Source organism: Cupriavidus gilardii (assembly GCF_017598945.1).
In the GTDB taxonomy this organism is placed as follows: Bacteria; Pseudomonadota; Gammaproteobacteria; order Burkholderiales; family Burkholderiaceae; genus Cupriavidus; species Cupriavidus gilardii_E.
In genome coordinates, this window is record NZ_JAGFTW010000014.1 from 1 (window position 1) to 22,177 (window position 22,177).

A 22,177-nucleotide genomic window follows, 5' to 3' on the forward strand; every position below is an offset into this window, starting at 1 on the left:
TTTAAGTTGAACCGTTCAACGCAGTAACAATTTTCTGCAACGTTTGTTCAACTAAATTTGTTACTAGGCAAGCGACAAGCAGCGTCACGCCGTCAGTGCGTGAGTAACAAAATTACGCAAAACAACGGTGAGCGTATTCCTTGGCGCGCGGCCGATTCCAGGCACGCCATGAGAACGTGCAATGGGATAGAGCCGAAAAAAGCCCGTTCCTCCGCAAAAGACATGGCAATGGGCTTGGCACTATCGTGCGACTCGCCGTCGGGACAGCGGTTTGCTTGCCCCAGCAGCCTCCGACAAGTCGACTGCGTCCGGCGATCCTGTTTATCCCCCTGCCGTTATCCCCCTGCCGTTATCCCCCTGTCGTCATCCCCTTTTGCTGTTATCCAAGAGCACCATGCCCCAGCCCAATGCTGCCCTGGGCGCCGGTCTCCCGCCCGCTGCAGGACTGAGCGCCGGCGCCGACACGAGCGTTTCCCTCCACACTGCCGCATCTGCCGGTTCAGTACAGCCACTCACCGGCCAGTTCCGTTGCAGTCGTCGCAACCCGCATCAACGGTTTCGATTGCATTGCTGCCGCCGGACAATGTCGCGTGGATTTCCCAATTGCTCGACAACCGGTCACGCCGCAATCTGGCACAGGCCGATCGACGCCACTGCGCGTTCTTCACCCCGCACCGCCGTCTCGACCGGCTCACGGCATCGACCGGCTATCCCGGCCCGTGACCGGGTAGCACGCGTCGGTCTTGCATGTCAGTTCGTCGGCTCGACGTGCGAGCCTTCGATCTGATGGGGCAAGCGCAACGGCTCCCACGGCACACGACGATGGGCCAGCTCAGTGATGCAGCAGCGGATATGCCACCAGGCCGATCACGGCGGCGCCGGCGACAATCACGGGTTCCGTCAGCTTCTTGAACTTGAGCAGCAACACGACGGTAATCAGCGCCACCAGGGCGGTGGGAACATCGACGATCGAACGCTTGGCCAGCACGATCACCGCGCCGGAAATGGCCCCGATCGCGGCGGCCGTCACGCCGTCGACGAACGCCAGGATCGCGGGCAGCTTGCCGTATTTCTTGAAGTACGGCGCCGGCAGGATCGTGAACAGGTAGCACGGCAGGAAGGTGGCGACCGCGGCCACGCATGCGCCGGGCAATCCGGCAATCAGATAGCCGATGAAACCCACGGTGATGACGACCGGTCCCGGCGTGATCATCGCCACGGCTACCGCGTCGACGAACTGCCTTTCGTTGAGCCACTGGTGTTCCGTGACCACGCCGCCGTACAGGAACGGCACGATGGCCAGTCCGGAGCCGAAGACGAAGGCGCCGGCCTTGGCGAAGAACAGTCCGATCTGTGAAAGCAGCGGCCAATCGATCGTAGCCAGCATGCCGCTGACCATCGGCATCGGAACCGCAGCCACCGCGTTCAATCTGTTCGATCGAATCCACTTCGGCGGTGCCCGCCAGAACCAGACCAGCACGCCCGCTGCCAGAAACAGCCACGCCATCTCGGATTCCGTGACGACCGTGACCGCCGCCAGCACGAGATAGACCGCCCACAGCAATTTGTCCTTGCCGACGCTCTTGGTGGTGAGCTTGTAAGCGCTGATGGCGATGATGCCGATCACGGCCGCGCTGACCCCGTAGAACACCGACTGCATCCACGTCAGCCCGCCGAAGCGCACATAGGCCCAACCGAGCGCCACCACCATCACGAACGACGGCAGCACGAACGCGATGCCGATCAGCGTCGCGCCGACAATGCGGTAGTGCACGTAGCCCAGATAGATCGCCAATTGCGCGGCCAGCGGGCCTGGCGCCAGTTGTGCCAGCGCCAGGCCTTCCTTGTAGTCCGCCTCGGTAATCCATTGCCGCGTTTCGACCAGATCGCGATGCATATAGCCGGCCAACGCGACGGGACCGCCGAAGCCGAGCGTGCCGAGGCGGAGGAAATAGCGGACCAGTTGCCAGAGGGTGTAGCTGGGTCCGTTGACGCCAGGGGCGGCCTCGGCCGATTGCGGAGTGGTCATCGAGGGTCCCTGAAGCGAGGTCATGCTTTGCGGCCGGCGCCGAAATGGGCATACAGCGAGTCGAGCACCGTGCCGACTTCGCCCAGCAAGGCGTCGTCATCCGTCAGACGCTTGCGCGCACCGGCCACGATGGCCTCGAAGCCAGCAGCCTCCGGCACGGTCAGGCCGCCGACATCGAGGGCATGGATCATGGATCCGAGGCGAGCGAGGCCGCGATCGTCATCCAGGCCGAAGCTTGCCAGCAGCACCTCGAACGACACCTTGTCCCCCACATGGGTAAAGGTGGCGCCGTCGAAATCAAAACCGAGCGCCTCGGCCGGACAGTCGGCCGGACTTTCCAGCCACGCGAAGCGGGCGTGCGGATCGATAAAGCGCTGGATCAGCCAGGCGCTGGCCACGCGGTCGACCCACAGATGCTGGCGGGTCGCCCACAGCCGTCCCTGATACTGCGCCCGATCTCGCCGAGCGATGTTCCCTCCCCCTGGGCTCGGCTCGCCGGGCGACTGGATGGCCTCGATCGCCGCCGCAAAGTCTCGCCATTGCGCCGCGGCCTGGATGGAAGCTTCGTTGGGAAAGAAATCGATCTGCCGGATGGCCTCATAGGTACGCGCATGGCGCCGATGGGCCCGCGTCAGTTCGGCAGCGGCAAGCGTCGGCAGCGTCTTGCGAGCCTCGGCAAGTTCGGCCAGCCACTCCGCATAGTCGGAGGAACGGTCGAACAGCGCCCGGTACGCCATTGCCTCTTCGGGACTTGGTGCCTGAACGTGGAGCACCCAGGCATGGCCGTCTTCCTGCAGCGTGGCATCGGCCAGCTCGCGCAACTGCGACGCTTGCTTCGAGCCCGCCGGCAGAAGATAGGCGCCATCGCGAAGCGCCGCGCAACCCAGCGCCTTGACGGCACGCCAGATGCGCATGCGCATGGTCGCGCCTGCGGTCGGCAGGCTGACGATCAGAAGAAGCCAGGGGTCGGAAGCCGCAGTCATGCCGGCAGCATATGCACACGTTTGCATCGCTGCAAGCCTGTAGATTACTCTACATAGTGATCCAAATTGCACTCAACAAAGTCGCCATGCCAAGGCCCGCTCGTACGGTGCCCGACGTCATCGAACGCTTCGGTCATCCCGCAATGTGCGGAAACGGCGGGCATCGTGATGCCGCGGCACGCTAGACTCCCGGCTTCCAATCCATCCCCCTAAACGTCAAAGGAGCCATTACCGCATGACGGAGTTCGATTCCGCCTCCCCTGCCCGACCGGCCGCCATGGGACTCGGCAGCGCAGCGCGAGAGCTGTACCGCGCGCTCTGGCGCCATGCGCACGGTGTGCGGACGCAGCTGGTCGGCGCATCGGGCTTGCTGGCGGCGGCGCAGTTGCTGCGGCTCGTGATGCCGTGGCTGGCGGCGCAGGCGATCAACGCGCTGCAGCAGGACAACCTCGCCGCGGCGGGCCGCTGGATCGTCTATCTGATCGGCATCTATCTGCTGTCATGGCTGGTGCACGGCCCGGGACGGGTGTTGGAGCGCAACGTTGGCGTGCGGGTGCGCGAGCGGCTCAGCGACCAGCTCTATGCGCGCATCGCGGCGGCACCATTGGCATGGCGCGATGGACGGCATTCGGGCGATCTGCAGCATCGCGTCGTGCAATCGAGCCGGGCGCTGTCCGACTTTGCGCAGAACCAGTTCGTCTACCTGCAGAACCTCTTCAACTTCATCGGGCCGCTGGTTGCGCTGACCTTGCTGTCGCGCGTGAGCGGCGCGATCGCGGTGACCGGCTACGTGCTGATCGCGCTGATCATCCTGCGTTTCGACCGCGCATTGATGCAGCTGGCTCGGGCGGAGAACGATGCGGAGCGTCGCTATGTGTCCGCCCTGCTCGACTTTGTCGGCAATGCCGGTACGGTGATCGGGCTGCGGCTGCAGGCGGCCTCGCGCAAGCTGCTGGGCCGGCGAATGGAGAGGATCATGGCCCCGCTGCGCCGTGCGGTCATGGTCAACGAAGGCAAGTGGTTTGCGGTGGATCTGCTCGGTATGGGGCTGACCTGGATTCTTGTCGTGATGTACGTGCTGCAGGAGCGCCAGCCGGGTCAGGTGGTACCGCTCGGCACCGTCTTCATGATTTACCAGTATGCGCAGCAGGCCGCATCCGTGGTCGGCTCGATGGCCGCGAACTTCCAGAGCTTTGCGCGCATGCACACCGACTACGGCAGCGCCGAGCCGATCTGGCGGGCGCCCGGCGATCCCGATGAAGCCGTGCCCGCCGTGGTTCCCGACGCGCCCTGGCAGACGCTGGAACTGCGCGACGTTGGCTGGCGCTACGGCGACGATGCGCGGGGCGGCCTGCACGGCGTCAATCTGACGCTGCGGCGCGGCGCACGTGTAGCGCTGATCGGCCCGAGCGGCGGCGGCAAAAGCACGCTTCTTCGCACGCTCGCCGGTCTCTATCGGCCGCAACAGGGCGAGCTGCGGCGCGATGGCGCGGCGATCGACTGGACCGAGCTGCGCACGTTGGCCACGCTGATCCCGCAGGAGGCCGAGGTGTTCGAGGCCAGCGTGGAAGAGAATCTGACGTTCGGCGAGCCGGTCGACGCCGCAGCGCTGCAATCCGCGGTGCATACCGGCGGGTTCGACGAGGTGTTGCAGCGCCTGCCCGATGGGTTGGACAGCGCCATCAGCGAGCGCGGCGGCAACCTCTCCGGCGGGCAGCGGCAGCGACTGGCTCTGGCGCGCGGCGGGTTGGCGGCGCGAGGCAGCTCCATCCTGCTGCTCGACGAACCCACCAGCGCCCTCGATCCGAAGGCCGAGGGCCGGGTATTCGACCGCATGCACGCCGCCTTCCCTTCCGCCTGCATCGTCGCCTCGGTGCATCGGCCCAGCCTGCTGGCACGCTTCGACACCATCGTCGTGATGGAGGGCGGCAGTGTGGTCGATGCAGGTCCGCGCGACGAGGTGCTGGCAAGGCGGGCGCATGGATGATGAACGACGTTCCCTTTTTCGTTGCCCTGACGAGCGTTCGGCGTGAGCCCGTGCTTCTGCTGCGCTGCAGACCGACCTGGGCCGCGCGGCCCGCTACCACAAGGCCGGCGCTCGCCGATGCCGCGTTGCCGCCTCGAAATCGCGCGCGATGCCGAGCAGCAGGCGGTCGTCGCCGGCACGGCCCAGCAGCGACAGCCCCGCGGGCACGCCGGCCTCGGTCCAGCCCATCGGCACACTGATCTCGGGAAAGCCGGCCGCGCTGGCCATGTGCATCGCCGCAAGCGGATGGGAAGCCCGGCAGCGGTAGCTCGGGTCGTCCAGGTCGAAACGCGGCGACGCCGGGCACGCCAGCGTAGGGAAGACCAGCGCGGCGCAGCTGTTGGACTCCATCAGGCCGGCAAGCGCCGTGCCGAAAGCGCGGGCCGCGGACAGGCCGACGCGTGGCGGCTCGTCGCGCGTTTGCAGCGCGTGGCGCAGCGCGGCAATCGTCAGCGGATTCGGTCGGCGCCGTGATCCATCGCCCCATTGCGCATCGATCCGCGCCAATAGCGCCGCGGTGTCCTGCGGGCAAGGCGATGGCATTCGAGCCAGATAGCGGTCGAGCTGCACCGCCCATTCGCTGCGTGCGATATCGCCCAGCACACGCTCGTACAGGTGGCGCGCCGCGGCCGGCAGCGCGACCGGCACGGTCAGCGCGCCGGCGTCGACGAGGTCCGCACAGGCCCGCGAAAACAGCGCGTCGATCTCGTCGTTGCCACCGTTGAAGTCCATCACGATGCCGAGCCGCCGGCCGGCAAGGCGTTCGTGCGTGCCGCCGATGCCCGCTTCCGGGGCCAGCGCCGCCAGCACCAGCGCGGCGTCGTCGACCGTGCGCGCCAGGGGCCCGACCGTATCGAAGGACTGCGCCAAAGGCAGCACGCCGGCCGTGTCCACCAGGCCATGCGTTGGGCGAACACCGACCAGCGCATGCACACAGGCCGGGCCGCGCACCGAGCCGAACGAGTCGGTGCCGAGTCCGAACACCGCAAGACCGGCCGCGACCGCCGCGCCCGTGCCGCTGCTGGACCCGCTGGCGTTGCGGGAGAGCCGGTACGGATTCAAGGTGAGGCCGCTCGCCGAGCTGTAGCCGAAGCGTCCATTGGAAGCCGCAAGCTCCGACATATTGGCCTTGCCCAGCACGATCGCGCCGGCGGCGCGCAATCGTGCCACGACGGGCGCGTCGGCGGCGGGCAGCGCCTCGTGCAATGCCGCGCAGCCTGCCGTGGTCGGCAAGCCCGCCGTGTCGATGTTGTCCTTGACCACCATCGGAATGCCGTGCAGCGGGCCCCTGGCCCCACGCAGCCGCCGTTCGCGGTCGAGCCGCACGGCGTCGCGCAGCGCGTCGGGATGCAGTTGGCTGATCGCGTTGATCGCGGGTCCGGCGCGGTCGAACGCGTCGATGCGCGCAAGATGCCCCGCTACCAGTTCTTCCGCCGTCAGCGTGCCGGCGTCCATGCGGCACGCCAGTTCGACGATCGGCAGTTGGAAGAGACCGCATGCTGGTCCTGTCTTGCCGATGGCCGCCGGCCCGGCCGGCATCGTGGAACGATCCGTCATCGTATTGGTTTCCCTCACGGAATAGATGAACGACAATGTGCAAGCCGTGCCTGCAGCAATCGCACTGAAGCCTGCCGACCGCCCAAGGATGTCCCGATGAAAAGCACCACCAGCCGGAACCTGCCTGCCCTTGCCAACCTGGTCGCCCTGGAAGCCACCGTGCGCAACGGAAGCCTGACGGAAGCGGCCGAGGAGCTGTGCCTGACGCAGAGCGCCGTCAGCAAGCAGTTGACCGAGCTGGAGACCTTTCTGGGCGTGCGACTGCTGGACCGCCGCAAGGGGGGCGTCGTCGCGACGGCGACCGGTGCGCAATACCTCAAGCGCGTCAGGCAGGTACTGAACCTGCTCGAGGAAGCCACGCTGGAAGTGCTCACGGGCCGCGGTTCCGGCGGCCGGCTCGACCTGTCGGTGCCGGTCTCGCTGGGCAATATCTGGCTGCTGCCGCGCATGCTGCAGTTTGCCAAGCAGCATCCGCAGATCCAGCTGAACATCACCACCAAGGTCGGCCCGGTCGACCTGCCCCACAGCGACCTGGACGCGGCCATCATGTACTGCGCCGGCCCGCCGCCCGGACACTTCGGCGTCGAGGTCATGCCGCTGGAGCTGTTCGCGGTGTGCGCACCGGACAGAATGCCGCGCGGCGGATCGCTGTCGCAGGCGCTGCGGCAGATGCCTCTGCTTCACCAACACACCGCACTGGATGCGTGGCCAGCCTATCTCGCACAGATCGGGGCCAAGGTCGCCAGGCCTGGAGACGGTCCTCGCTACGGCCTGCTGACCATGGGCCTGCAGGCCGCGGTCAGCGGCATGGGCGTCGCGCTGCTGCCGGAATTTGTCGCCGGCGACGATCTGCGGGCCGGCCGGCTGATACGGCTGTCGGACACCAGTTATCTGTCGCCGAAGTCGTACTACTTCGTCTGCCTCGACGAGAAGCGCGCCAACCCTACCCTGGTCACCTTCCTCGACTGGCTGCTGCAGACCGCAAGAGCCGACGGGAACTGACTCGGGCATCCGCTCACGCCGGCGCGCGCGACCTGACGAGGGTCGACGTCACGAAGCGGCCGGGCCGATTGGCGGCAGGCGTGCCGCCGCGCAGCGTTGCCTGCCCCGCCACGAACACGTCGCGCACGCCCACCGAAGGCTGCGTGGGCGCATCGAAGGTCGCGCAATCGCGGATGGTCGCCGGGTCGAACACCGTAATGTCCGCGACCTTGCCCACGGCCAGATGCCCCCGCCCCTCGAGCCCGAAGCGCTGCGCGGGCAGACCGGTCATCTTGTGGACGGCACGCTCGAGCGGGAACAGCCCGAGATCGCGCGAGTACAGTCCCAGCACGCGCGGGAAGGTGCCCCACAGCCGGGGATGCGGCGTTTCGTCGGACGGAATGCCGTCGGAGCCGATCATCGTGTCCGGGTAGCTGAGGATGTCGCGCACATCGCCTTCATTCATGATGAAGTACACCGCGCCGCCGGGAAGCAAGGCCTCGGCGACCTCGCGCCGCGAGCGCTGCCATTCCTGCGCCAGGTCCTCCAGATAGCGGCCGGCGGCTTCCGGATGGGAGGCCGACCACGTGATCAGGATCCGGTCGCACTGGTCCACGCGTTCCGGGCGCAGCATGGTGGACGACGCCGCGTACGGATAGCAATCCATGCAGAGCGGCATGGTGCGCGACAGCTCGCGCACCTGCGCCAGCGTCTCGCGGCTGCGGCCATGATTGCGCTTGCCGACCAGCTTGTGGTGCGAAATCACGGTGGGCACATTGAGCGCCCTGCCCAGCCGCGCCGTCTCGTCGATCGCCTCGGCCACCCGGTCGCTTTCGTCGCGCATATGCGAGACGAGCACGCCGCCCAGGCGCTGCATCGGCTCGCACATGCGCAGGATCTCCAGCTCCGGTGCCGCCGCCGAGGGCGGATAGAACGTGCCCGTGGAAACGCCGATGGCGCCTTCCATCAGGGCTTGCTCCACGTCGCGCCGCATGCATTCGATCTCGTCGTCGCGCGCGGGACGTCCCAGCTGCGCAACATGGCGCGCGCGCAGCGTCGATTGACCGACCAGCACCGACACGTTGACGGCCGCGGGCCTGGCGGCGAACGCCTCGCGGTAGGCCCGCACCGACTCGAATACGAAACCGCCGCGCATGATGTCGAGCGGCGCGGGCGGAATCGTGTCGGTGACGAGGGGAAACAGGCTGATGCCGCAGTTGCCCGCAATGATCGTGGTGACCCCCTGCGTGACCTTGGGCAGCATCTCCGGCGACTGGAAGACCATCCAGTCGTCGTGCGTGTGGGTGTCGATGAATCCGGGCGCGACGACCATGCCGGCGGCATCGACCACCTCGTCGGCGGTAGCCTCGGGACCGATGCCGATCGCAGCGATGATGCCGTCGCGCACCGCCACGTCGGCAGCGCGCCGCGGTGCGCCGCTGCCGTCGATCAGGTCGCCGTTGCGGATGATCAGGTCGTAATGAGATGGCATGCGCCTGGCCCTCAATCGACCTTGGCGCCGCTCTTGCGCACCAGCTCGCCGAACTTCGCGGTCTCGGATGTCACCAGCGCCTGGAAATCGCGCGGCGACCCGCCGAGCGGCTCGAACGAGAGCCGGTCCAGCTGCGCACGAAAGCCGGGGTCGCGGATCACCGCGTTGACCTCGCGATTGAGTCGGTCGACCACCTCGGCCGGCATGCCCGGCGCACCGACCAAACCGGCCCACGCGGTCAGTTCGTAGCCCTTGATGCCGGCTTCGTCCATGGTCGGCACCTGCGGGAAATGCGGTGAGCGCCGGGTCGATGTCACGGCCAGCGCGCGCACCTTGTTGCTGCTGACGTAGGGCCCGATCGACGGCACGTTGTCGAACATCAGTTGCACGTTGTTGCCGACCAGGTCCTGCAGCGCCGGGGTGCTGCCCTTGTAGGGCACGTGCTCGATATCGAGATGGGCCAGGGTCTTGAACAACTCGCCGCCCAGATGGCTCGTCGTGCCGTTGCCGGCCGAGCCCATCGACAGCTTGCCGGGATTGGCCTGCGCATAGGCGATCAGGTCCCGCACCGATTTCACCGGCAGCGCGTTGTTGACCGCGAGGATATTGAAGGTGGTCACCAGCCCGACGATGGGTACCAGCTTGTCGGGATCGTATGGCAGCCGGCTATAGAGGAACCGATTGGTCGCCAGCGTGGCGTTGTTGCCGTAGGCGATGGTGTAGCCGTCCGCCGGTGCCTGCAGCAATGCCTGCATGCCGATGTTGCCGCCGGCGCCGGGCCGGTTTTCCACCACGATGGCCTGGCCCAGCCGCTTGGACAAGGCATCGCCGAACAGGCGCGCGACGATGTCGGGCGCGCCCCCTGCCGCTGTGGGCACGATCAGCTTGATCGGCTTTTCCGGCCACGCCGCCTGTGCCGACGGCATTGACATGCCGATCGCACCCGCCATCAAGACCCATGCAAAGGCAATTCTCACGGTGCTCCTCCACGATCGCTGCGGTTCAATGATGAAGCGAGTATGGAGTAGCGTGCCGCGCCGGGCGTGAAGTTTTTTCGGCGATGTATTCCGGCACGGAATGAATCGCCGGGGGCACAACCTTGGCCAGCACCCCGGCCACAACCCCGGCCACGCCCGGCGCCGCGCCGGGCGATGGCCCGCAAGCCGTTCAGTCCAGCTTGATGCCCACCGTCTTCACGACCTTGGCCCACTTCTGCGTGTCGTGATTGACCAGCTGCGTGAACTCGACCGGACCGAGCGCGCTCGGCTCCATGCCTTGCTTGGCGATCGAATCGCGGATGGCGGGCTGGGCGATCACCGCGGCGATTTCCTGCGCGAGGCGGTTGACCGTCGGCATCGGCGTGCCGCCCGTGGTGAACACGCCGTACCAGGACACGACCTCATAGCCGGGCACGCCCGACTCGGCGATGGTCGGCACGTTCGGCATGGTTTCCACGCGCTTGGTGCTGGTCACCGCGAGGATGCGCACCTTGCCGGAGTCGGCGCCGGCCTTCGCCGACGGCAGGCTGGCGAACGTCATCTGGGCCTGGCCGGCCATCACGTCCTGCATTGCCGGCGCGTCGCCACGGTAGGGAATGTGCGTGATCGAGACGCCCGCCATGCTCTTGAACAGTTCGGCCGACAGGTGCGAGATGGTGCCGTTGCCCGGCGACGTCACGTTGAGCTTGCCCGGATTGGCCTTGGCATACGCGACCAGCTCCTGCACGGTCTTGACCGGCAGGTCGTTGTTCACCACCAGCGCATTGGCCGATTTGGCCACGAGCGAAACCGGCTGCACGCCCTTGACGGGGTCGTACGGCAGCTTGCTGTAGATCGACGGCGCAATCGCCTGCCCGCCCACCGAACCGAGCAACAGCACCGATCCATCGGGCTTGCCGCGCGTCATCTCGGCGGTCGCGATCGTGCTGCCGCCGCCGGGCTTGTTTTCCACCACGACGGTGGTCTTGGTGTTCAACTGAAACTGCGTCGAAACCAGGCGGGCAATCACATCGTTGCCGCCGCCGGGCGCAAAGCCGACCAGCATCCGGATGGGGCCCTGGGGCAAGTCCTGCGCGATGCCATGGGTGGCGGCCAGTGCGAGGGCGAGAGCCGGGACAATCTTGGAAAACGCCATGGTTGAACCTCGATAGATAGTTTGGGGAGTGCTCTCAGGTTTCGTCGCTGTGCTGGTGCAATCGGCAAGACGCGGCATGCCGCGAGGCGATCCGGCCTTGCTCGTTTATTGTGGTGTTGCTGTATTCATACCGGCCTGTCGTGCAGGCCGGCAGTTCGCATCGCCATGTGGCGATTCATTTCTTGAAGCGCACCACCGCTTCGCGCGAAGCCTGCGTCTGCGGCAGCGTCGCAATCTCGCCAAGCGTTACGGGCTTGGTCGGAAAGCGAAGCCGGTAGTAGCCGACGTCGCGCGGATGGCGCTGCTGTTCGTCCGCGATCAGCTCGGTAACCGTCAGCCCGCAGAAGCGCCCCTGGCAAGGGCCCATGCCGCAGCGCAGGAATGCCTTGAGCTGGTTCGGGCCCTGGCAGCCGATGCGCGCGGCGTGCCGCACCTGTTCGGCGGTGGCCTCCTCGCAGCGGCAGACGATGGTGTCGCCCACCGGACGCCGGAACTGCGCCAGGGGGCGGTACAGGACCTCGAAGAACTCGCGGCCGCGGGTCGCCCGGGTCAGCGCGGTGCGATGTGCCGCTGCTTCCCTGTCGCGCGTCGCGAGGTCGATCCGGCCCAGATCGGCGGCGGCATGCAGCGCCGCGATCCGGCCGCGATGCTCGGCGGCCACCGCGCCGGCGATGCCGGCGCCGTCGCCCGCAATCGTCAGGTGCGGCACCGAGGTCGCGCCCCAGGCATCGACCGCGGGCTCCCAGCAGTCCTGCCGCTCGTTCCACGCATGCTCGGCGCCGACCGCGCGCGACAGGTTGGTATTGGGCACCACGCCCTGATGCAGCAGCAGCTGGTCGACCGCCATCTTGCGGCTCTGGCCACCGGCCTCATAGCGCAATTCGGCAACCTTGCCGTCGGCACCGGCCAGCGCCTCGAGCGCCGTCACGCCGTTGACGATGGGCACGGCCCTGCGCACCGCGCGCAGCAGCTTCAGCCCCTTGCCCAGATAAGGCGAACGCAGGAAGCCCCAGGCGTGCGGCAGCGCCTTGCGCCATTGCCCGCTGTCGGTGGTTTCGAGAATCGCTTCGAGCTTCACGCCGGCATTCAGGTACTGCCACGCCAGCAGATAGAGCAGCGGGCCGCCGCCGGCCAGCACGGTGCGGCCCTCCGGCACGACGCCCGACGTCTTGAGCAGGATCTGCGCCGCGCCGGCGGTGATCACGCCGGGCAATGTCCAGCCGGGAATCGGAAACGGCCGCTCCTGCGCGCCGGTGGCCAGCACGATATGGCGGCAATGCAGCAGCGCGGCCTGCGGGTCCTGGCCGGGACGGGCCACCGAATAGGCGACCTCGAAGACGGCGCGCCTGCCCTCGCCCTGCCCTTCGGCACCGGCAGCCGCTTCCCCTTCGAGGGCATTGATCGACCACACTGTCGCGGCGGACAGGTGCCGGGCCCCGCTTCGCGCAAATGGCTCGAGCAGGCTCTGGCCGTGCCAGTAGTCTTCGCCCAGAATCGCGCGATTGCGCACCGGCGTGTTGCCGATCGCGCGATAGATCTGTCCGCCCGGCGCCGGTTGCTCGTCGATCAGCACCGTCGACAGGCCCAGCCCGGCGGCGCGTGTCGCGGCGGCCAGGCCCGCGGGGCCGGCGCCGACCACCAGCAGGTCGCAGGTCGTGATGTCGATGTTCATGCCGCCACCTCGCGCGCGCCAGGCTGGCGTTCCACCTTCATGCCCTCTCGCACAGGCGTCATGCATGCCTGCTGGTTGGGCCGGCCATCGATACGCACGAGGCAGTCGTAGCAGACGCCCATCATGCAGTACGGCCCGCGCGCCGCGCCGGAGACGGCGGTGTCCCGGCATGCGAGCACGCCGGCGGCAAACAAGGCCGCGGCGACGCTGTCGCCCTCGCGGCATTCCAGGGCGGCACCATCGACCGTGACCCGCACCTTGCGCTCTGTCGCTTGCAGGACAGCCGCATCAATTCTTCGGAACATGGAACCTCCGGGTCGAGAAAGTCGCCAGCTCGGGCGGCAGCTGCCCCGCGGCGATCATGGGGGCCAGGTTCAGCGCATGCGTTGCGGCCAGCGTCACGCCACTGTGGCAAGTCACGACGAACGCGCCAGGATGCGTGCTCGATTGCTCGTAGACCGGAAATCCGTCCTTGGCCCGCACGCGCAGCGCGGACCAGGCGCGTACCGCACGCACATCGCGCAGCGCGGGCAAGGTACGCACGGCGCGGTCGGCCAGCGTGGCCAGCACGGGCAGCGTGGTGACCTGATCGTTGTAGCCGGCGTCTTCCTGCGAATCGCCGACGAGCCAGCTGCCTTCGTCGTTCTGCCGCAGCGTGACCATCGGCGTATCGAGCAGCCGGCGCGTGCGTTCGAGGACCAGGATCTGGCCGCGTTGCGGGGCCATCGGCAGATCGATGCCGACCATGCGGCCCAGATCGCCATTGCGCAGGCCACCGGCCAGCACGACCTTGCGCGCCCGCACCACCCCGTTGGCGGTGGTCAGCACGAATTCCCCGCCTGCCTGCTGCACGATGTCGGTGACGCCGTGATGCGGCAGGTATTGCACGCCACTGGTGCTGAAGGCGGTATGGAACGCACGCAGCAGCTTCAGCGGATTGACGATGCCGTCGTGCGGCGTCCAGATGGCGCCGGTGACATCGGACCCGAGGCCCGGCACCAGCGAAGCGGCCTGGTGGTGATCCAGCAGCTTCCACTCATAGGGCTCGACGTCCGGCTGCGACATCAGCGTGTTGACCCATGCCAGTCGGGCCTCGATCTCGTAGTCGCCCATCAGGGGCGTCAGCCCGCCCTTCTGCTCGAGCGCCACGTCGATGCCGGTCTCCTGCAGCAGGTCGGCTGCCAGCGTCGGCCACAGCCGCGTGGACTTGAGCGTCCAGCGGCTGTACGCGCCCATGCCGTAGCCCTTGCTCTGCAGCCAGACCAGGCCGAAATTGCCGCGGGAGGCCCGCAGCGCGACATCGCCCTCGTCCAGCACGGCGACCGAACCGGCATGCTGGCGCAGCCCGTATGCAAGCGCCGAGCCGACCAGGCCGCCGCCGACCACGGCGACGTCGAACAGCGGATATCGGGAGGTGGAGGCTGCGGGCATCAGACGCGCCTCCGAAGCGGAAAATGCGGGCCCTGGGCCCTGCTCAATCTCATGTGGGTCTCGCAAGAATCGTGATGCCACCGGTGGGATCGCCCGATCGTCGATCGTCGATCGGCTTCGATGGGCCCCGGTGTGTCGGTTCGAGCGAGTATGCGGCGCGTGCGCCGCAGCGGCAAATACGAGTCTGTCAGGCTCCCATGCAGAAACCTGATAGGCCCGGCGGCAGGGACGCCATTTCGGCATCGATGACCGCTTTCATCCGCTCGGTGAACCGGTCCACCAGCACGTTGACCGGGCGGTTGCGGGCCAGCAGCAGATAGCTGACGAACGGAATGGCGGGCTGGAACGGGCGCGCCACGACTTCGGCCGCATGCGCGCGGGCCACCAGCGGATTGACGATGCCCACGCCCAGTCCGAGGCCGACCAGCTTGCAGATGGTGGCGCCGTACGGCGTCTCGAAATGCATCACGCGCTGGTCATCGTCGGCGAAGGCCGCGTCCACGGCGGCGCGCAGGCCATCCCCGTGGCTCATCGAGATGAACGACTCGCCGGCCAGGTCGGCGGCCGTGATCACGTCGTGTCCGGCGAGCCGGTGCCCCGGCGGCACCACGCAACATCCGGCGAGCTCGGCAATGGGATGCGCTTCGGTGACGGCCGCGGGCGGCAGAAAGGAGACCAGACCGAGATCGCAGTAGCGGCTGCCGACCCGATCGGCCACCAGCTGCGTGCTGCCCGTTTCCATCGCGACGTTGACGTCGGGAAACTCGGCATGGAACCGCTGCAGCACCAGCGGCAGCACGGTCATCGCCAGCGACGGCACCGCGGCAATGCGCAGCCGACCCTTGCCGAACTGGCGAATGTTGCGCGCCGCGTCCTTCAACGCGTCCAGGCCGACGAATGCGCGCTCCACCTCCCGCAGGAAGGCCAGGCCCTCTTCGGTCGGGGTCAGACGGCCGGCATTGCGCGCGAACAGCGTCAGGCCGGTGGAGTACTCGAGCTGCGCGATCATGCGGCTGACGTTCGGCTGCGAGGTGTACAGCTCGGCCGCGGCCGCTGTCATAGAGCCGGAGCGCATCACGGCCTGAAACGCACTGATTTCCTTGAACTTCATGCCAGGGGTAAGGACTTCGGAGGAAGAGACAAATTCGCCCGATGGTATAACAGATCCGTATGCACACCGCCGGAAAGCAGAATCGGCGGTATGGGCGCAGCAGGCCGAGCCGCGTGGATGCGTTATACTCGCCCCCCATGGATACGAAGCCCAACTCGCCGACCCGGCAATATTGGTGGCGCGCCTGACTCAGGCGGCCCGTTTCCACACGCAATTCCAGAACGTGATGCCGCCAGCCTCCTGGCGGCATTTTCGTATCTGCGCACAGTGGCTGGTGGTGTCGACAACCCGAAGCACCAGTCCATGACCACCGCTACCACCGCTACCACCGCTGTCCCCGCTGCCCAACCCATCATCCTGACCGGCGACCGCACCACCGGCCCGCTTCACCTCGGTCACTACATCGGCTCGCTGCGCTCGCGCGTGCAGCTGCAGCACGAAGCGAAGCAGTTTCTGCTGCTCGCGGATACGCAGGCCATGACCGACAACGTCGGCCGGCATCAGAAGGTTACCGAGAACGTCGTCGAGGTCGCGCTCGACTATCTCGCCGTCGGCATCGACCCGGACAAGTCGACCCTCTTCATCCAGTCGCAGGTGCCGGAACTGGCCGAGCTGACGCAATACCTGCTGAATCTGGTGACGGTGTCGCGCCTGGAGCGCAACCCGACCATCAAGGAAGAAATCCGGCTGCGCGGCTTCGAGCGGGACATTCCTGCCGGCTTTCTGACCTATCCGGTGAGCCAGGCGGCGGACATCACCGCGTTCAAGGCGACGCTCGTGCCGGTCGGCGATGACCAGCAGCCGATGATCGAGCAGACCAACGAGCTGGTGCGCCGCTTCAACCATACGGTCGGGCGCGAGGTACTGGTCGAATGCGAAGCCGTGCTGTCGCACGTGCCGCGCCTGCCCGGGATCGACGGCAAGGCGAAGATGAGCAAGTCGCTGGGCAACGCGATCACGCTGGGCGCCACGCCGGACGAAATCTCGAGGGCGGTCAAGGACATGTACACCGACCCCAATCATCTGCGGGTCAGCGACCCGGGCCAGGTCGAGGGCAATGTCGTCTTCATGTTCCTCGATGCGTTCGAGCCGGATACCGCAGCCGTGGACGAACTCAAGGCCCACTATCGCCGTGGCGGTCTGGGCGACAGCGTCGTCAAGCGCCGCCTCGACGAGCGCTTGCAGGCGCTGATCGCGCCGATTCGCGAGCGGCGGCGCGAGTTCGAGCGCGACCGCGCCGGCGTGCTGGAGATCCTGCGGCAAGGAACGCTGCGTGCGCGGGAAACCGCAGGCGCAACGCTGAGCGAGGTCAAGTGGGCGCTGGGCCTGAACTACTTCGGCAGCTGCACTGCCCGGCTCTGAGGCAGGGCCGGTCAGGTCTCCGTACCGCCAATTCCGGACGCGCCGCACCGTGCATGACGGTCGTGCAAGGCGCTCTCCGGCCACGAGGCGTGCAGAAAGTCACGCGCGCGTCCGGATTCCGGCGTACTCTGGTCCGTAGCACCGCAGTGCCTGCAATACGTCCGCCGCCTTGCCGCAGCCCTGCGCAAATGGCGGCCGATCGAAATCGAGACGGAGACAGCGATGACCAGGCAGATCAAGAACAAGGCAGAAATCCGCGCCATGATCCGGGCCGAGCAGGCCAAATGGCCGGAGTGCAAGGATGCGTGCTTCGGCGATATCTGCATCCAGGCGCCCGACGCGACCGGCTGTAACTGGGGGCTATCGACGATGGAAGGCGAGCATGCCGAGGCGTGCATGGCGAAAATCCAGCCTTTCATCGAATCGATGAAGGCGCAGTTCAGTGTCCCGGAGGAAGAGAAACGGGGCTGACCGAGCGGCGCGAGGCGGGACCATGCGGCGGGGTCAGGGCGTCAGCATTCCACCGGAATCAGCGCCGACGCCCCTGGCCCGTGCCGCCGGGGCATACGAGGTCACCGTGAGGAATCGTCGGCGGAAAGCAGCCGCACCGCCGTCTCCTGGTCGAGATCGAGGCGGTACTTCGTCGCCAGGTAGCGCGCCAGATTGGCGATGCGCGATGGCGTCCTTCCCGCAGCCTGCAATTGCGCCCGGTAGGCCTCGACCTCGCAGGCCTGCCGATAGGCCTTCGACAGCAGATACCGCGGCCCATGCGTGAACGGCCGGCGCCAGAACTGGCGCACGTGAACCAGTTCATGCGCGATCAGCCCGGCCGACACACCGGGCCGAAGCAGCACGAGCGGGCCGAGACTGATCCCGTCGAAATGCCGCGGCACAAACCAGCGGCTTTCGACCAGCAGGCACCTGGGATTGCGCAACGCCTTCATCGGGGAACGTAAGGTAAGTCGGGAATGCGGGCCCTGACGATCCTGGGCCTTGGCGTTACACCGTGGCGCGGGCGCCCGGCGATGTCGGTGGTAGACATCGCATCTGTCGCCAAAGTTCGAGGCCGCGCTTCGAGCCGGCCCGATCAGCCTTGCGGACCTGGCCCCGCATCGTGATCGAGGGCATTGCGAATCAGGGCGCGCCCCTTGGGCGGCGCGGCCAGGTACGCCAGGTACATCGAGGCGGCCAGCGCCAGTCCGGCCACGGCAAAGGCAATGAAGGTCGTCCCGGCGATGCCGAGTTTTCCGTCGGACATGTTTCTCTCCTGCAAGGGTGGGGCAAGGCTGAAGGCCGATGCTGTCGAGTCGAGCCGATCGGCCTGAGCCATCGACTCAAGCAAGCCTTGCGCCACCGGGCTGCCGCGCGGTGCGGTCATCGACGGAGCGTCGTCGGGCGGTAAATATTGCCTGCCCGACGCAAAAACCGGCCTTCGGCACGGCCCCGCGCGGATGGCGCGATAATCGGCCTGCCATGCTTCCCCTGCCATGCTTCCCCTGCCATGCTTCCCCTGCCATGCTTCCCAATACGCCCTCCATCCCCTCCTTCGAATCGCCGATCGAACTGCTGACGGCCTGCCACGACAAGGTCCGGCGCTTTGCCTCGCTCTGCGGCCGGCTTGCCGAACACACCGCCCGGCATGGCGCGGACGACCAGGCGCGCACGGCCGCGGCCGGCATCGTCCGCTACTTCACGATTGCCGCGCCGCTGCATCACGCCGACGAAGAAGAGGATCTGTTCCCTGCCCTGCGCGACCTGCAGGACCCTGCGCTGACGGCGGCCATGCAGGCGCTCGAGCAGGATCACGGTGCACTCGATGCGCTGTGGGAACAGGCCCGACCTTGGCTCGAACGCGTGCAGCAAGGCGACGCGGCGCCCGCACCGGAGGCGCTGGCGCAATTCGCCGCCCGCTATCTGGCGCACGTCGGCCGCGAGGAGCGCGAAGTGTTTTCCTTCGCGGCCCGGTTGCCGGAGCCGACCTTGCTGGCCATCGGCCAGCGGATGGCGCAGCGCCGCGGGGCTTGACGCGGGTGCCGTGCCCGTTGCGCGGTTTCCATGTTTCGACTATATTCGAACAATGGAAACCGATAACGTCCTTGAAGCGCTCTCCGCCCTTGCCCATTCCGTGAGGCTGGCCGTTTTCCGCATGCTGGTCCAGGCCGGTCCGGAAGGCCTGTCGGCCGGACGCATCGCCGAATCGATGCAGATGCCGGCCTCGTCGCTGTCCTTCCATCTGAAGGAATTGCATCGCGCCGGCCTGCTGCGCAGTCGTCAGGAGGGCCGCTCGATCATCTACGCGGCCCGCTTCGAGACGATGAACGCATTGCTCGGCTATCTGACCGACAACTGCTGCGGCGGCAATCCGTGCTCCCCCGTGTCCGGCTGTTCCACCGTCTCGGCGTCGTCGCCGCTGGATCGGCGCGCGACCGGCAAGCGAGCCGTGGAGTCGAAGGCATGACGGCGGCCGAACAAGCAGCAAAACCGGCTGCAACGATGCCGCCGGCCGGCGGCATCGGTGTTTTCGAGCGCTATCTGACGGTCTGGGTCGCGCTATGCATCGTGGCCGGCGTCCTGCTGGGCCAATGGGTTCCCGGGGTCTTTCAGCGAATCGGCGCGATCGAAGCCGCGCAGGTCAATCTTCCGGTCGGGCTGCTGATCTGGGTGATGATCATCCCGATGCTGATCAAGATCGACTTCGGCGCGATGGGTCAGGTCGCGGGCCACTGGCGCGGCATCGGCGTGACCCTGTTCGTCAACTGGCTGGTCAAGCCGTTCTCGATGGCGCTGCTCGCGTGGCTGTTCGTGCGGCATCTGTTTGCGCCGTGGCTGCCTGCCGAACAGCTCGACAGCTACGTGGCCGGGCTGATCCTGCTGGCGGCGGCGCCCTGCACCGCGATGGTCTTTGTCTGGTCGCAGCTGTGCAAGGGCGATCCGTATTTCACGCTGTCGCAGGTCGCCGTCAACGACGCCATCATGGTGGTGGCGTTCGCGCCAGTGGTCGCGCTGCTGCTGGGGCTGTCGTCGATCACGGTGCCGTGGGACACGCTGCTCGTCTCGGTGGTGCTGTACATCGTGATCCCGGTGGGGATCGCACAGGTCATCCGCAAGCTGCTGCTCGCGCGCGGCGCGGCGACGTACCGGCGCGTGACCGGCGCCCTGGGGCCATATTCGATCGCCGCGCTGCTGGCGACGCTGGTGCTGCTGTTCGGCTTTCAGGGCAATGCGATCGTCGAACAGCCGTTGATCATCCTGCTGCTGGCGGTGCCGATCCTGATCCAGGTCGTGTTCAATTCCGGTCTGGCCTACCTGCTCAATCGCAAGCTGGGCGTGGCGCATTGCGTCGCCGGCCCGTCCGCGCTGATCGGCGCCAGCAATTTCTTCGAGCTGGCCGTCGCCACCGCGATCAGCCTGTTCGGCTTCGAGTCCGGCGCGGCGCTGGCCACGGTGGTCGGCGTGCTGATCGAGGTGCCGGTCATGCTGCTGGTGGTGGGCGTGGTCAACCGCTCCCAACGTTGGTACGAAGCGTCCTGAGGAACGTCATGTCCGCTGTCATGTCCACTGTCACGATCTATCACAACCCCGCCTGCGGCACGTCCCGCAATACGCTGGCGATGATCCGCAATGCCGGCATCGAGCCGACGGTGATCGAGTACCTGAAGACGCCGCCGACGCGCAGCGAACTCGAAGGCCTGATCCGGCAGGCCGGCCTCCGCGTGCGCGAAGCGATTCGCGAAAAAGGCACGCCGTATGCCGAGCTGGGACTCGACGACCCCTCGCTGACCGACGATCGACTGCTCGACGCGATGATGGCCCACCCGATCCTGATCCATCGCCCGTTCGTGGTCACCGAGCTAGGGGTGCGGCTGTGCCGGCCGTCGGAAGTGGTGCTCGACATCCTGCCGTCCCCGCAGCGTGGCGCGTTTGCGAAGGAAGACGGCGAGCCGGTCATCGACGCCGACGGTCGACGGGTCAGCCGATGAGCGCCAACCTGCCGACCGCCGTTCCTTGCAATCGCGGCCCACACCGTGGCAATGTCGCTTTCCGCAATGCCGTGGCTGCGCAGGAAGTCCCGCGCCGCATTGGCACCGTCGACCTCGAAGCGCAGCTGGCTGTGCTGATAGCGGGATGTCAGCCCGATATCGTGGAACATCGACGCGACGTAGAGCAGTTCGGGATCGAAACGAAGCTGCCGCCGCCGTCCGAGCAGGCTGCCCCAGAAATAGACGCGAACGGAATGGTGAAACAGCAGGTCGCTTTCGGTATCGCGAATCAGCTCGGCCGCCGCGCGGGCGAGCCGGCTGTCCGGGATCGTGATGCCTGCAATGTCATGGGTGGCCACGGCCGGTACTCCTGAATGACTCCTGAATGGTTGCGATCGCCCGCTACTGCGCCAGCACGGCCTGCGGCGTATTGCGGAAGCTGATCGCCATGCGGTTGTAGAGGTTCATCACGCCGATCGCGATGGTCAGGTCGACCAGTTCGCGTTCGTTGAATACGGCGCGCGCGGCCTGATAGTGCGCGTCCGGAACGCCGGTCTGCGCGACACGCGTCACCGACTCCGCCCACGCCAGCGCGGCGCGCTCGCGCTCGTCGAACAGATCGCCGGCCTCGGCCCAGGCCTGTACCAGGGCGAGCTTTTCCACCTTCACGCCCCGCTTCAGCAGATCGCGGGTATGCATGTCGAGGCAGTAGGCGCAGTTGTTGATCTGCGACACGCGCAGGTAGACCAGGTCGACCAGCACGGGGGACAGGTCGCTCTGCATGACGTAGCCGTAGGCGCTGCCGAGGGCCTTCATGCCGGCCGGGGCAATTCGGTTGTAGTCCAGACGTTGGCTCATTGCTTCGACTCCTTGTTCGAAGAGGCATGGATCGGGGTGGTCAGTGCCTTGTCGCCGGTATCGACGACGAACACGGCCAGCAGCTTCGCGGGCTGGGTCGCACTCGCATTGCGGCTGACCGGATGGCGCGAGCCTGGCGACTCGCTGAAGCTCTCGCCCGCGCGGTAGATGCGCTTCGGTCCATCGTTGACCTGCGACTCGATGGCGCCCGAGACGACGTAGGCGTAGATGAACGCAGACTTCGCATGCACATGCGCTGGCGAGGCGGCGCCCGGCGCGTAGTCGACCTCGACTGCCACCAGGGACTTGCCCGGAATGTTGGGAATCGGCTGATGGAAGTTCGGGGTCACCGTTTCCGCCGCGCCGTGCGCGAAGGCCGGCATGGCGACGGCGACAGCGGCGACGGCGGCGGCACAGAGGACGCGCGCTGCGGCAAATAAGGATCGGAATTTCACGAGGCACTCTCCAGATTGGTGTTCCCATTCTGGTGTCGCGCTGGTACAAATAAAAGAACCAAGAATCATCTATTTTGATGTACCACGGCAGACCCAGCCCTCATGAG

The 22,177-nt window shown here is 66.9% G+C and carries 23 protein-coding genes and 1 pseudogene; 9 read left to right on the forward strand and 15 right to left on the reverse strand.

Translation table 11 applies throughout. The annotated features are described in order from the left end of the window. Nucleotides 1-528 precede the first annotated feature (528 nt). A complete protein-coding gene (locus J5T34_RS06965) occupies nucleotides 529-723 on the forward strand; it encodes a hypothetical protein (protein WP_208579224.1) in 195 nt (64 codons plus the stop codon). A 109-nt stretch (nucleotides 724-832) separates the two neighbouring features. On the opposite strand, the gene J5T34_RS06970 is transcribed toward J5T34_RS06965, so the two are convergent. Further along, nucleotides 833-2,029 carry a chromate transporter gene (locus tag J5T34_RS06970; protein ID WP_244258744.1) on the reverse strand — a complete coding sequence of 399 codons (1,197 nt, stop codon included), beginning with the start codon at nucleotides 2,027-2,029 and terminating at the stop codon, nucleotides 833-835. A 20-nt stretch (nucleotides 2,030-2,049) separates the two neighbouring features. Continuing rightward, nucleotides 2,050-3,012: a chromate resistance protein ChrB domain-containing protein gene (locus tag J5T34_RS06975; RefSeq protein ID WP_208579239.1), complete on the reverse strand. Its 963-nt coding sequence runs from the start codon at nucleotides 3,010-3,012 to the stop codon at nucleotides 2,050-2,052. A gap of 235 nt (nucleotides 3,013-3,247) precedes the next feature. Between J5T34_RS06975 and J5T34_RS06980 the strand changes: the two genes are divergently transcribed. Beyond that, nucleotides 3,248-4,999 carry an ABC transporter ATP-binding protein gene (locus tag J5T34_RS06980; RefSeq protein WP_244258745.1) on the forward strand — a complete coding sequence of 584 codons (1,752 nt, stop codon included), beginning with the start codon at nucleotides 3,248-3,250 and terminating at the stop codon, nucleotides 4,997-4,999. 93 nt (nucleotides 5,000-5,092) lie between these two features. Here the strand turns inward: J5T34_RS06980 and J5T34_RS06985 are convergent, their stop codons facing one another. Then, nucleotides 5,093-6,595: an amidase gene (locus J5T34_RS06985; protein WP_244258746.1), complete on the reverse strand. Its 1,503-nt coding sequence runs from the start codon at nucleotides 6,593-6,595 to the stop codon at nucleotides 5,093-5,095. Between the two features lie 96 nt (nucleotides 6,596-6,691). Here J5T34_RS06985 and J5T34_RS06990 point away from each other — a divergent pair, with 96 nt between their 5' ends. Then, complete coding sequence (locus J5T34_RS06990; RefSeq protein ID WP_208579227.1) at nucleotides 6,692-7,597, forward strand: LysR substrate-binding domain-containing protein; 906 nt, start codon at nucleotides 6,692-6,694, stop codon at nucleotides 7,595-7,597. A gap of 13 nt (nucleotides 7,598-7,610) precedes the next feature. Here J5T34_RS06990 and J5T34_RS06995 read toward each other — a convergent pair whose 3' ends face one another. The 7 genes from J5T34_RS06995 to J5T34_RS07020 form a co-directional block, all read right to left on the reverse strand. Beyond that, nucleotides 7,611-9,068, reverse strand: a complete 1,458-nt coding sequence (locus tag J5T34_RS06995; RefSeq protein ID WP_208579228.1) for an N-acyl-D-amino-acid deacylase family protein — start codon at nucleotides 9,066-9,068, stop codon at nucleotides 7,611-7,613. Nucleotides 9,069-9,079: 11 nt separating this feature from the next. After that, a complete protein-coding gene (locus J5T34_RS07000; protein ID WP_347880639.1) occupies nucleotides 9,080-10,045 on the reverse strand; it encodes a Bug family tripartite tricarboxylate transporter substrate binding protein in 966 nt (321 codons plus the stop codon). 190 nt (nucleotides 10,046-10,235) lie between these two features. Next, nucleotides 10,236-11,201: a Bug family tripartite tricarboxylate transporter substrate binding protein gene (locus J5T34_RS07005; RefSeq protein ID WP_244258747.1), complete on the reverse strand. Its 966-nt coding sequence runs from the start codon at nucleotides 11,199-11,201 to the stop codon at nucleotides 10,236-10,238. Nucleotides 11,202-11,376: 175 nt separating this feature from the next. Further along, nucleotides 11,377-12,873 carry an NAD(P)/FAD-dependent oxidoreductase gene (locus tag J5T34_RS07010; protein ID WP_244258748.1) on the reverse strand — a complete coding sequence of 499 codons (1,497 nt, stop codon included), beginning with the start codon at nucleotides 12,871-12,873 and terminating at the stop codon, nucleotides 11,377-11,379. Next, nucleotides 12,870-13,178 (reverse strand): (2Fe-2S)-binding protein, encoded by a 309-nt coding sequence (locus J5T34_RS23900; RefSeq protein ID WP_244258749.1) that lies wholly within the window; start codon nucleotides 13,176-13,178, stop codon nucleotides 12,870-12,872. The genes J5T34_RS07010 and J5T34_RS23900 overlap by 4 nt, the downstream gene beginning before the upstream one ends. Next, on the reverse strand, nucleotides 13,162-14,304 hold the full coding sequence (locus J5T34_RS07015; RefSeq protein ID WP_208579230.1) for an NAD(P)/FAD-dependent oxidoreductase: 1,143 nt from the start codon (nucleotides 14,302-14,304) through the stop codon (nucleotides 13,162-13,164). Before J5T34_RS07015 ends, J5T34_RS23900 begins: the two co-directional genes overlap by 17 nt. Nucleotides 14,305-14,491: 187 nt before the next feature. Further along, a complete protein-coding gene (locus tag J5T34_RS07020) occupies nucleotides 14,492-15,415 on the reverse strand; it encodes a LysR substrate-binding domain-containing protein (RefSeq protein ID WP_208579231.1) in 924 nt (307 codons plus the stop codon). 303 nt (nucleotides 15,416-15,718) lie between these two features. Here J5T34_RS07020 and trpS point away from each other — a divergent pair, with 303 nt between their 5' ends. Further along, a complete protein-coding gene (gene trpS, locus J5T34_RS07025; protein ID WP_208579232.1) occupies nucleotides 15,719-16,777 on the forward strand; it encodes a tryptophan--tRNA ligase in 1,059 nt (352 codons plus the stop codon). Between the two features lie 222 nt (nucleotides 16,778-16,999). After that, complete coding sequence (locus J5T34_RS07030; RefSeq protein WP_174107750.1) at nucleotides 17,000-17,248, forward strand: hypothetical protein; 249 nt, start codon at nucleotides 17,000-17,002, stop codon at nucleotides 17,246-17,248. Nucleotides 17,249-17,349: 101 nt separating this feature from the next. Here J5T34_RS07030 and J5T34_RS07035 read toward each other — a convergent pair whose 3' ends face one another. Together J5T34_RS07035 and J5T34_RS07040 are read right to left on the reverse strand one after the other, a co-directional pair. Next, complete coding sequence (locus tag J5T34_RS07035; protein ID WP_208579233.1) at nucleotides 17,350-17,721, reverse strand: hypothetical protein; 372 nt, start codon at nucleotides 17,719-17,721, stop codon at nucleotides 17,350-17,352. Between the two features lie 143 nt (nucleotides 17,722-17,864). Beyond that, entirely contained in the window at nucleotides 17,865-18,266 is a 402-nt protein-coding gene (locus tag J5T34_RS07040; protein ID WP_208579234.1) for a hypothetical protein, read from the reverse strand. 26 nt (nucleotides 18,267-18,292) lie between these two features. Here J5T34_RS07040 and J5T34_RS07045 point away from each other — a divergent pair, with 26 nt between their 5' ends. The 4 genes from J5T34_RS07045 to arsC are packed head-to-tail and all read left to right on the forward strand — an operon-like array spanning nucleotide 18,293 to nucleotide 20,757. Beyond that, on the forward strand, nucleotides 18,293-18,802 hold the full coding sequence (locus J5T34_RS07045) for a hemerythrin domain-containing protein (protein ID WP_208579235.1): 510 nt from the start codon (nucleotides 18,293-18,295) through the stop codon (nucleotides 18,800-18,802). Between the two features lie 52 nt (nucleotides 18,803-18,854). After that, nucleotides 18,855-19,235 (forward strand): ArsR/SmtB family transcription factor, encoded by a 381-nt coding sequence (locus J5T34_RS07050; RefSeq protein WP_208579243.1) that lies wholly within the window; start codon nucleotides 18,855-18,857, stop codon nucleotides 19,233-19,235. Further along, nucleotides 19,232-20,308, forward strand: a complete 1,077-nt coding sequence (arsB, locus tag J5T34_RS07055) for an ACR3 family arsenite efflux transporter (protein WP_208579236.1) — start codon at nucleotides 19,232-19,234, stop codon at nucleotides 20,306-20,308. The genes J5T34_RS07050 and arsB overlap by 4 nt, the downstream gene beginning before the upstream one ends. A gap of 20 nt (nucleotides 20,309-20,328) precedes the next feature. Further along, entirely contained in the window at nucleotides 20,329-20,757 is a 429-nt protein-coding gene (arsC, locus tag J5T34_RS07060; protein ID WP_208579244.1) for an arsenate reductase (glutaredoxin), read from the forward strand. 26 nt (nucleotides 20,758-20,783) lie between these two features. Here arsC and J5T34_RS07065 read toward each other — a convergent pair. The 3 genes and pseudogenes from J5T34_RS07065 to J5T34_RS07075 all read right to left on the reverse strand — a co-directional run. After that, nucleotides 20,784-21,116: pseudogene (locus tag J5T34_RS07065) on the reverse strand (HD domain-containing protein); the annotation flags it as partial. 43 nt (nucleotides 21,117-21,159) lie between these two features. Then, nucleotides 21,160-21,615, reverse strand: coding sequence for a carboxymuconolactone decarboxylase family protein (locus J5T34_RS07070; RefSeq protein WP_208579237.1), 456 nt, complete (start codon nucleotides 21,613-21,615; stop codon nucleotides 21,160-21,162). After that, nucleotides 21,612-21,998 (reverse strand): cupin domain-containing protein, encoded by a 387-nt coding sequence (locus tag J5T34_RS07075; protein WP_244258750.1) that lies wholly within the window; start codon nucleotides 21,996-21,998, stop codon nucleotides 21,612-21,614. Before J5T34_RS07075 ends, J5T34_RS07070 begins: the two co-directional genes overlap by 4 nt. Nucleotides 21,999-22,177: the final 179 nt, after the last annotated feature.

What these genes read in the sequence shown, in the direction of transcription:
- J5T34_RS06990 (WP_208579227.1), top strand. Translation starts at nt 6,692, where the DNA reads ATGAAAAGCACCACCAGCCGGAACCTGCCTGCCCTTGCCAACCTGGTC.
- J5T34_RS07035 (WP_208579233.1), bottom strand. Translation starts at nt 17,721, where the DNA reads ATGAAGGCGTTGCGCAATCCCAGGTGCCTGCTGGTCGAAAGCCGCTGG.
- J5T34_RS07015 (WP_208579230.1), bottom strand. Translation starts at nt 14,304, where the DNA reads ATGCCCGCAGCCTCCACCTCCCGATATCCGCTGTTCGACGTCGCCGTG.
- arsC (WP_208579244.1), top strand. Translation starts at nt 20,329, where the DNA reads ATGTCCACTGTCACGATCTATCACAACCCCGCCTGCGGCACGTCCCGC.
- J5T34_RS06975 (WP_208579239.1), bottom strand. Translation starts at nt 3,012, where the DNA reads ATGACTGCGGCTTCCGACCCCTGGCTTCTTCTGATCGTCAGCCTGCCG.
- J5T34_RS06980 (WP_244258745.1), top strand. Translation starts at nt 3,248, where the DNA reads ATGACGGAGTTCGATTCCGCCTCCCCTGCCCGACCGGCCGCCATGGGA.
- J5T34_RS07030 (WP_174107750.1), top strand. Translation starts at nt 17,000, where the DNA reads ATGACCAGGCAGATCAAGAACAAGGCAGAAATCCGCGCCATGATCCGG.
- J5T34_RS07050 (WP_208579243.1), top strand. Translation starts at nt 18,855, where the DNA reads ATGGAAACCGATAACGTCCTTGAAGCGCTCTCCGCCCTTGCCCATTCC.
- J5T34_RS06970 (WP_244258744.1), bottom strand. Translation starts at nt 2,029, where the DNA reads ATGACCACTCCGCAATCGGCCGAGGCCGCCCCTGGCGTCAACGGACCC.
- J5T34_RS06985 (WP_244258746.1), bottom strand. Translation starts at nt 6,595, where the DNA reads ATGACGGATCGTTCCACGATGCCGGCCGGGCCGGCGGCCATCGGCAAG.
- J5T34_RS07045 (WP_208579235.1), top strand. Translation starts at nt 18,293, where the DNA reads ATGCTTCCCAATACGCCCTCCATCCCCTCCTTCGAATCGCCGATCGAA.
- J5T34_RS07075 (WP_244258750.1), bottom strand. Translation starts at nt 21,998, where the DNA reads ATGCCGGCCTTCGCGCACGGCGCGGCGGAAACGGTGACCCCGAACTTC.
- trpS (WP_208579232.1), top strand. Translation starts at nt 15,719, where the DNA reads ATGACCACCGCTACCACCGCTACCACCGCTGTCCCCGCTGCCCAACCC.
- J5T34_RS23900 (WP_244258749.1), bottom strand. Translation starts at nt 13,178, where the DNA reads ATGTTCCGAAGAATTGATGCGGCTGTCCTGCAAGCGACAGAGCGCAAG.
- arsB (WP_208579236.1), top strand. Translation starts at nt 19,232, where the DNA reads ATGACGGCGGCCGAACAAGCAGCAAAACCGGCTGCAACGATGCCGCCG.
- J5T34_RS07040 (WP_208579234.1), bottom strand. Translation starts at nt 18,266, where the DNA reads ATGGCAGGGGAAGCATGGCAGGCCGATTATCGCGCCATCCGCGCGGGG.
- J5T34_RS07070 (WP_208579237.1), bottom strand. Translation starts at nt 21,615, where the DNA reads ATGAGCCAACGTCTGGACTACAACCGAATTGCCCCGGCCGGCATGAAG.
- J5T34_RS07020 (WP_208579231.1), bottom strand. Translation starts at nt 15,415, where the DNA reads ATGAAGTTCAAGGAAATCAGTGCGTTTCAGGCCGTGATGCGCTCCGGC.
- J5T34_RS07005 (WP_244258747.1), bottom strand. Translation starts at nt 11,201, where the DNA reads ATGGCGTTTTCCAAGATTGTCCCGGCTCTCGCCCTCGCACTGGCCGCC.
- J5T34_RS07010 (WP_244258748.1), bottom strand. Translation starts at nt 12,873, where the DNA reads ATGAACATCGACATCACGACCTGCGACCTGCTGGTGGTCGGCGCCGGC.
- J5T34_RS06995 (WP_208579228.1), bottom strand. Translation starts at nt 9,068, where the DNA reads ATGCCATCTCATTACGACCTGATCATCCGCAACGGCGACCTGATCGAC.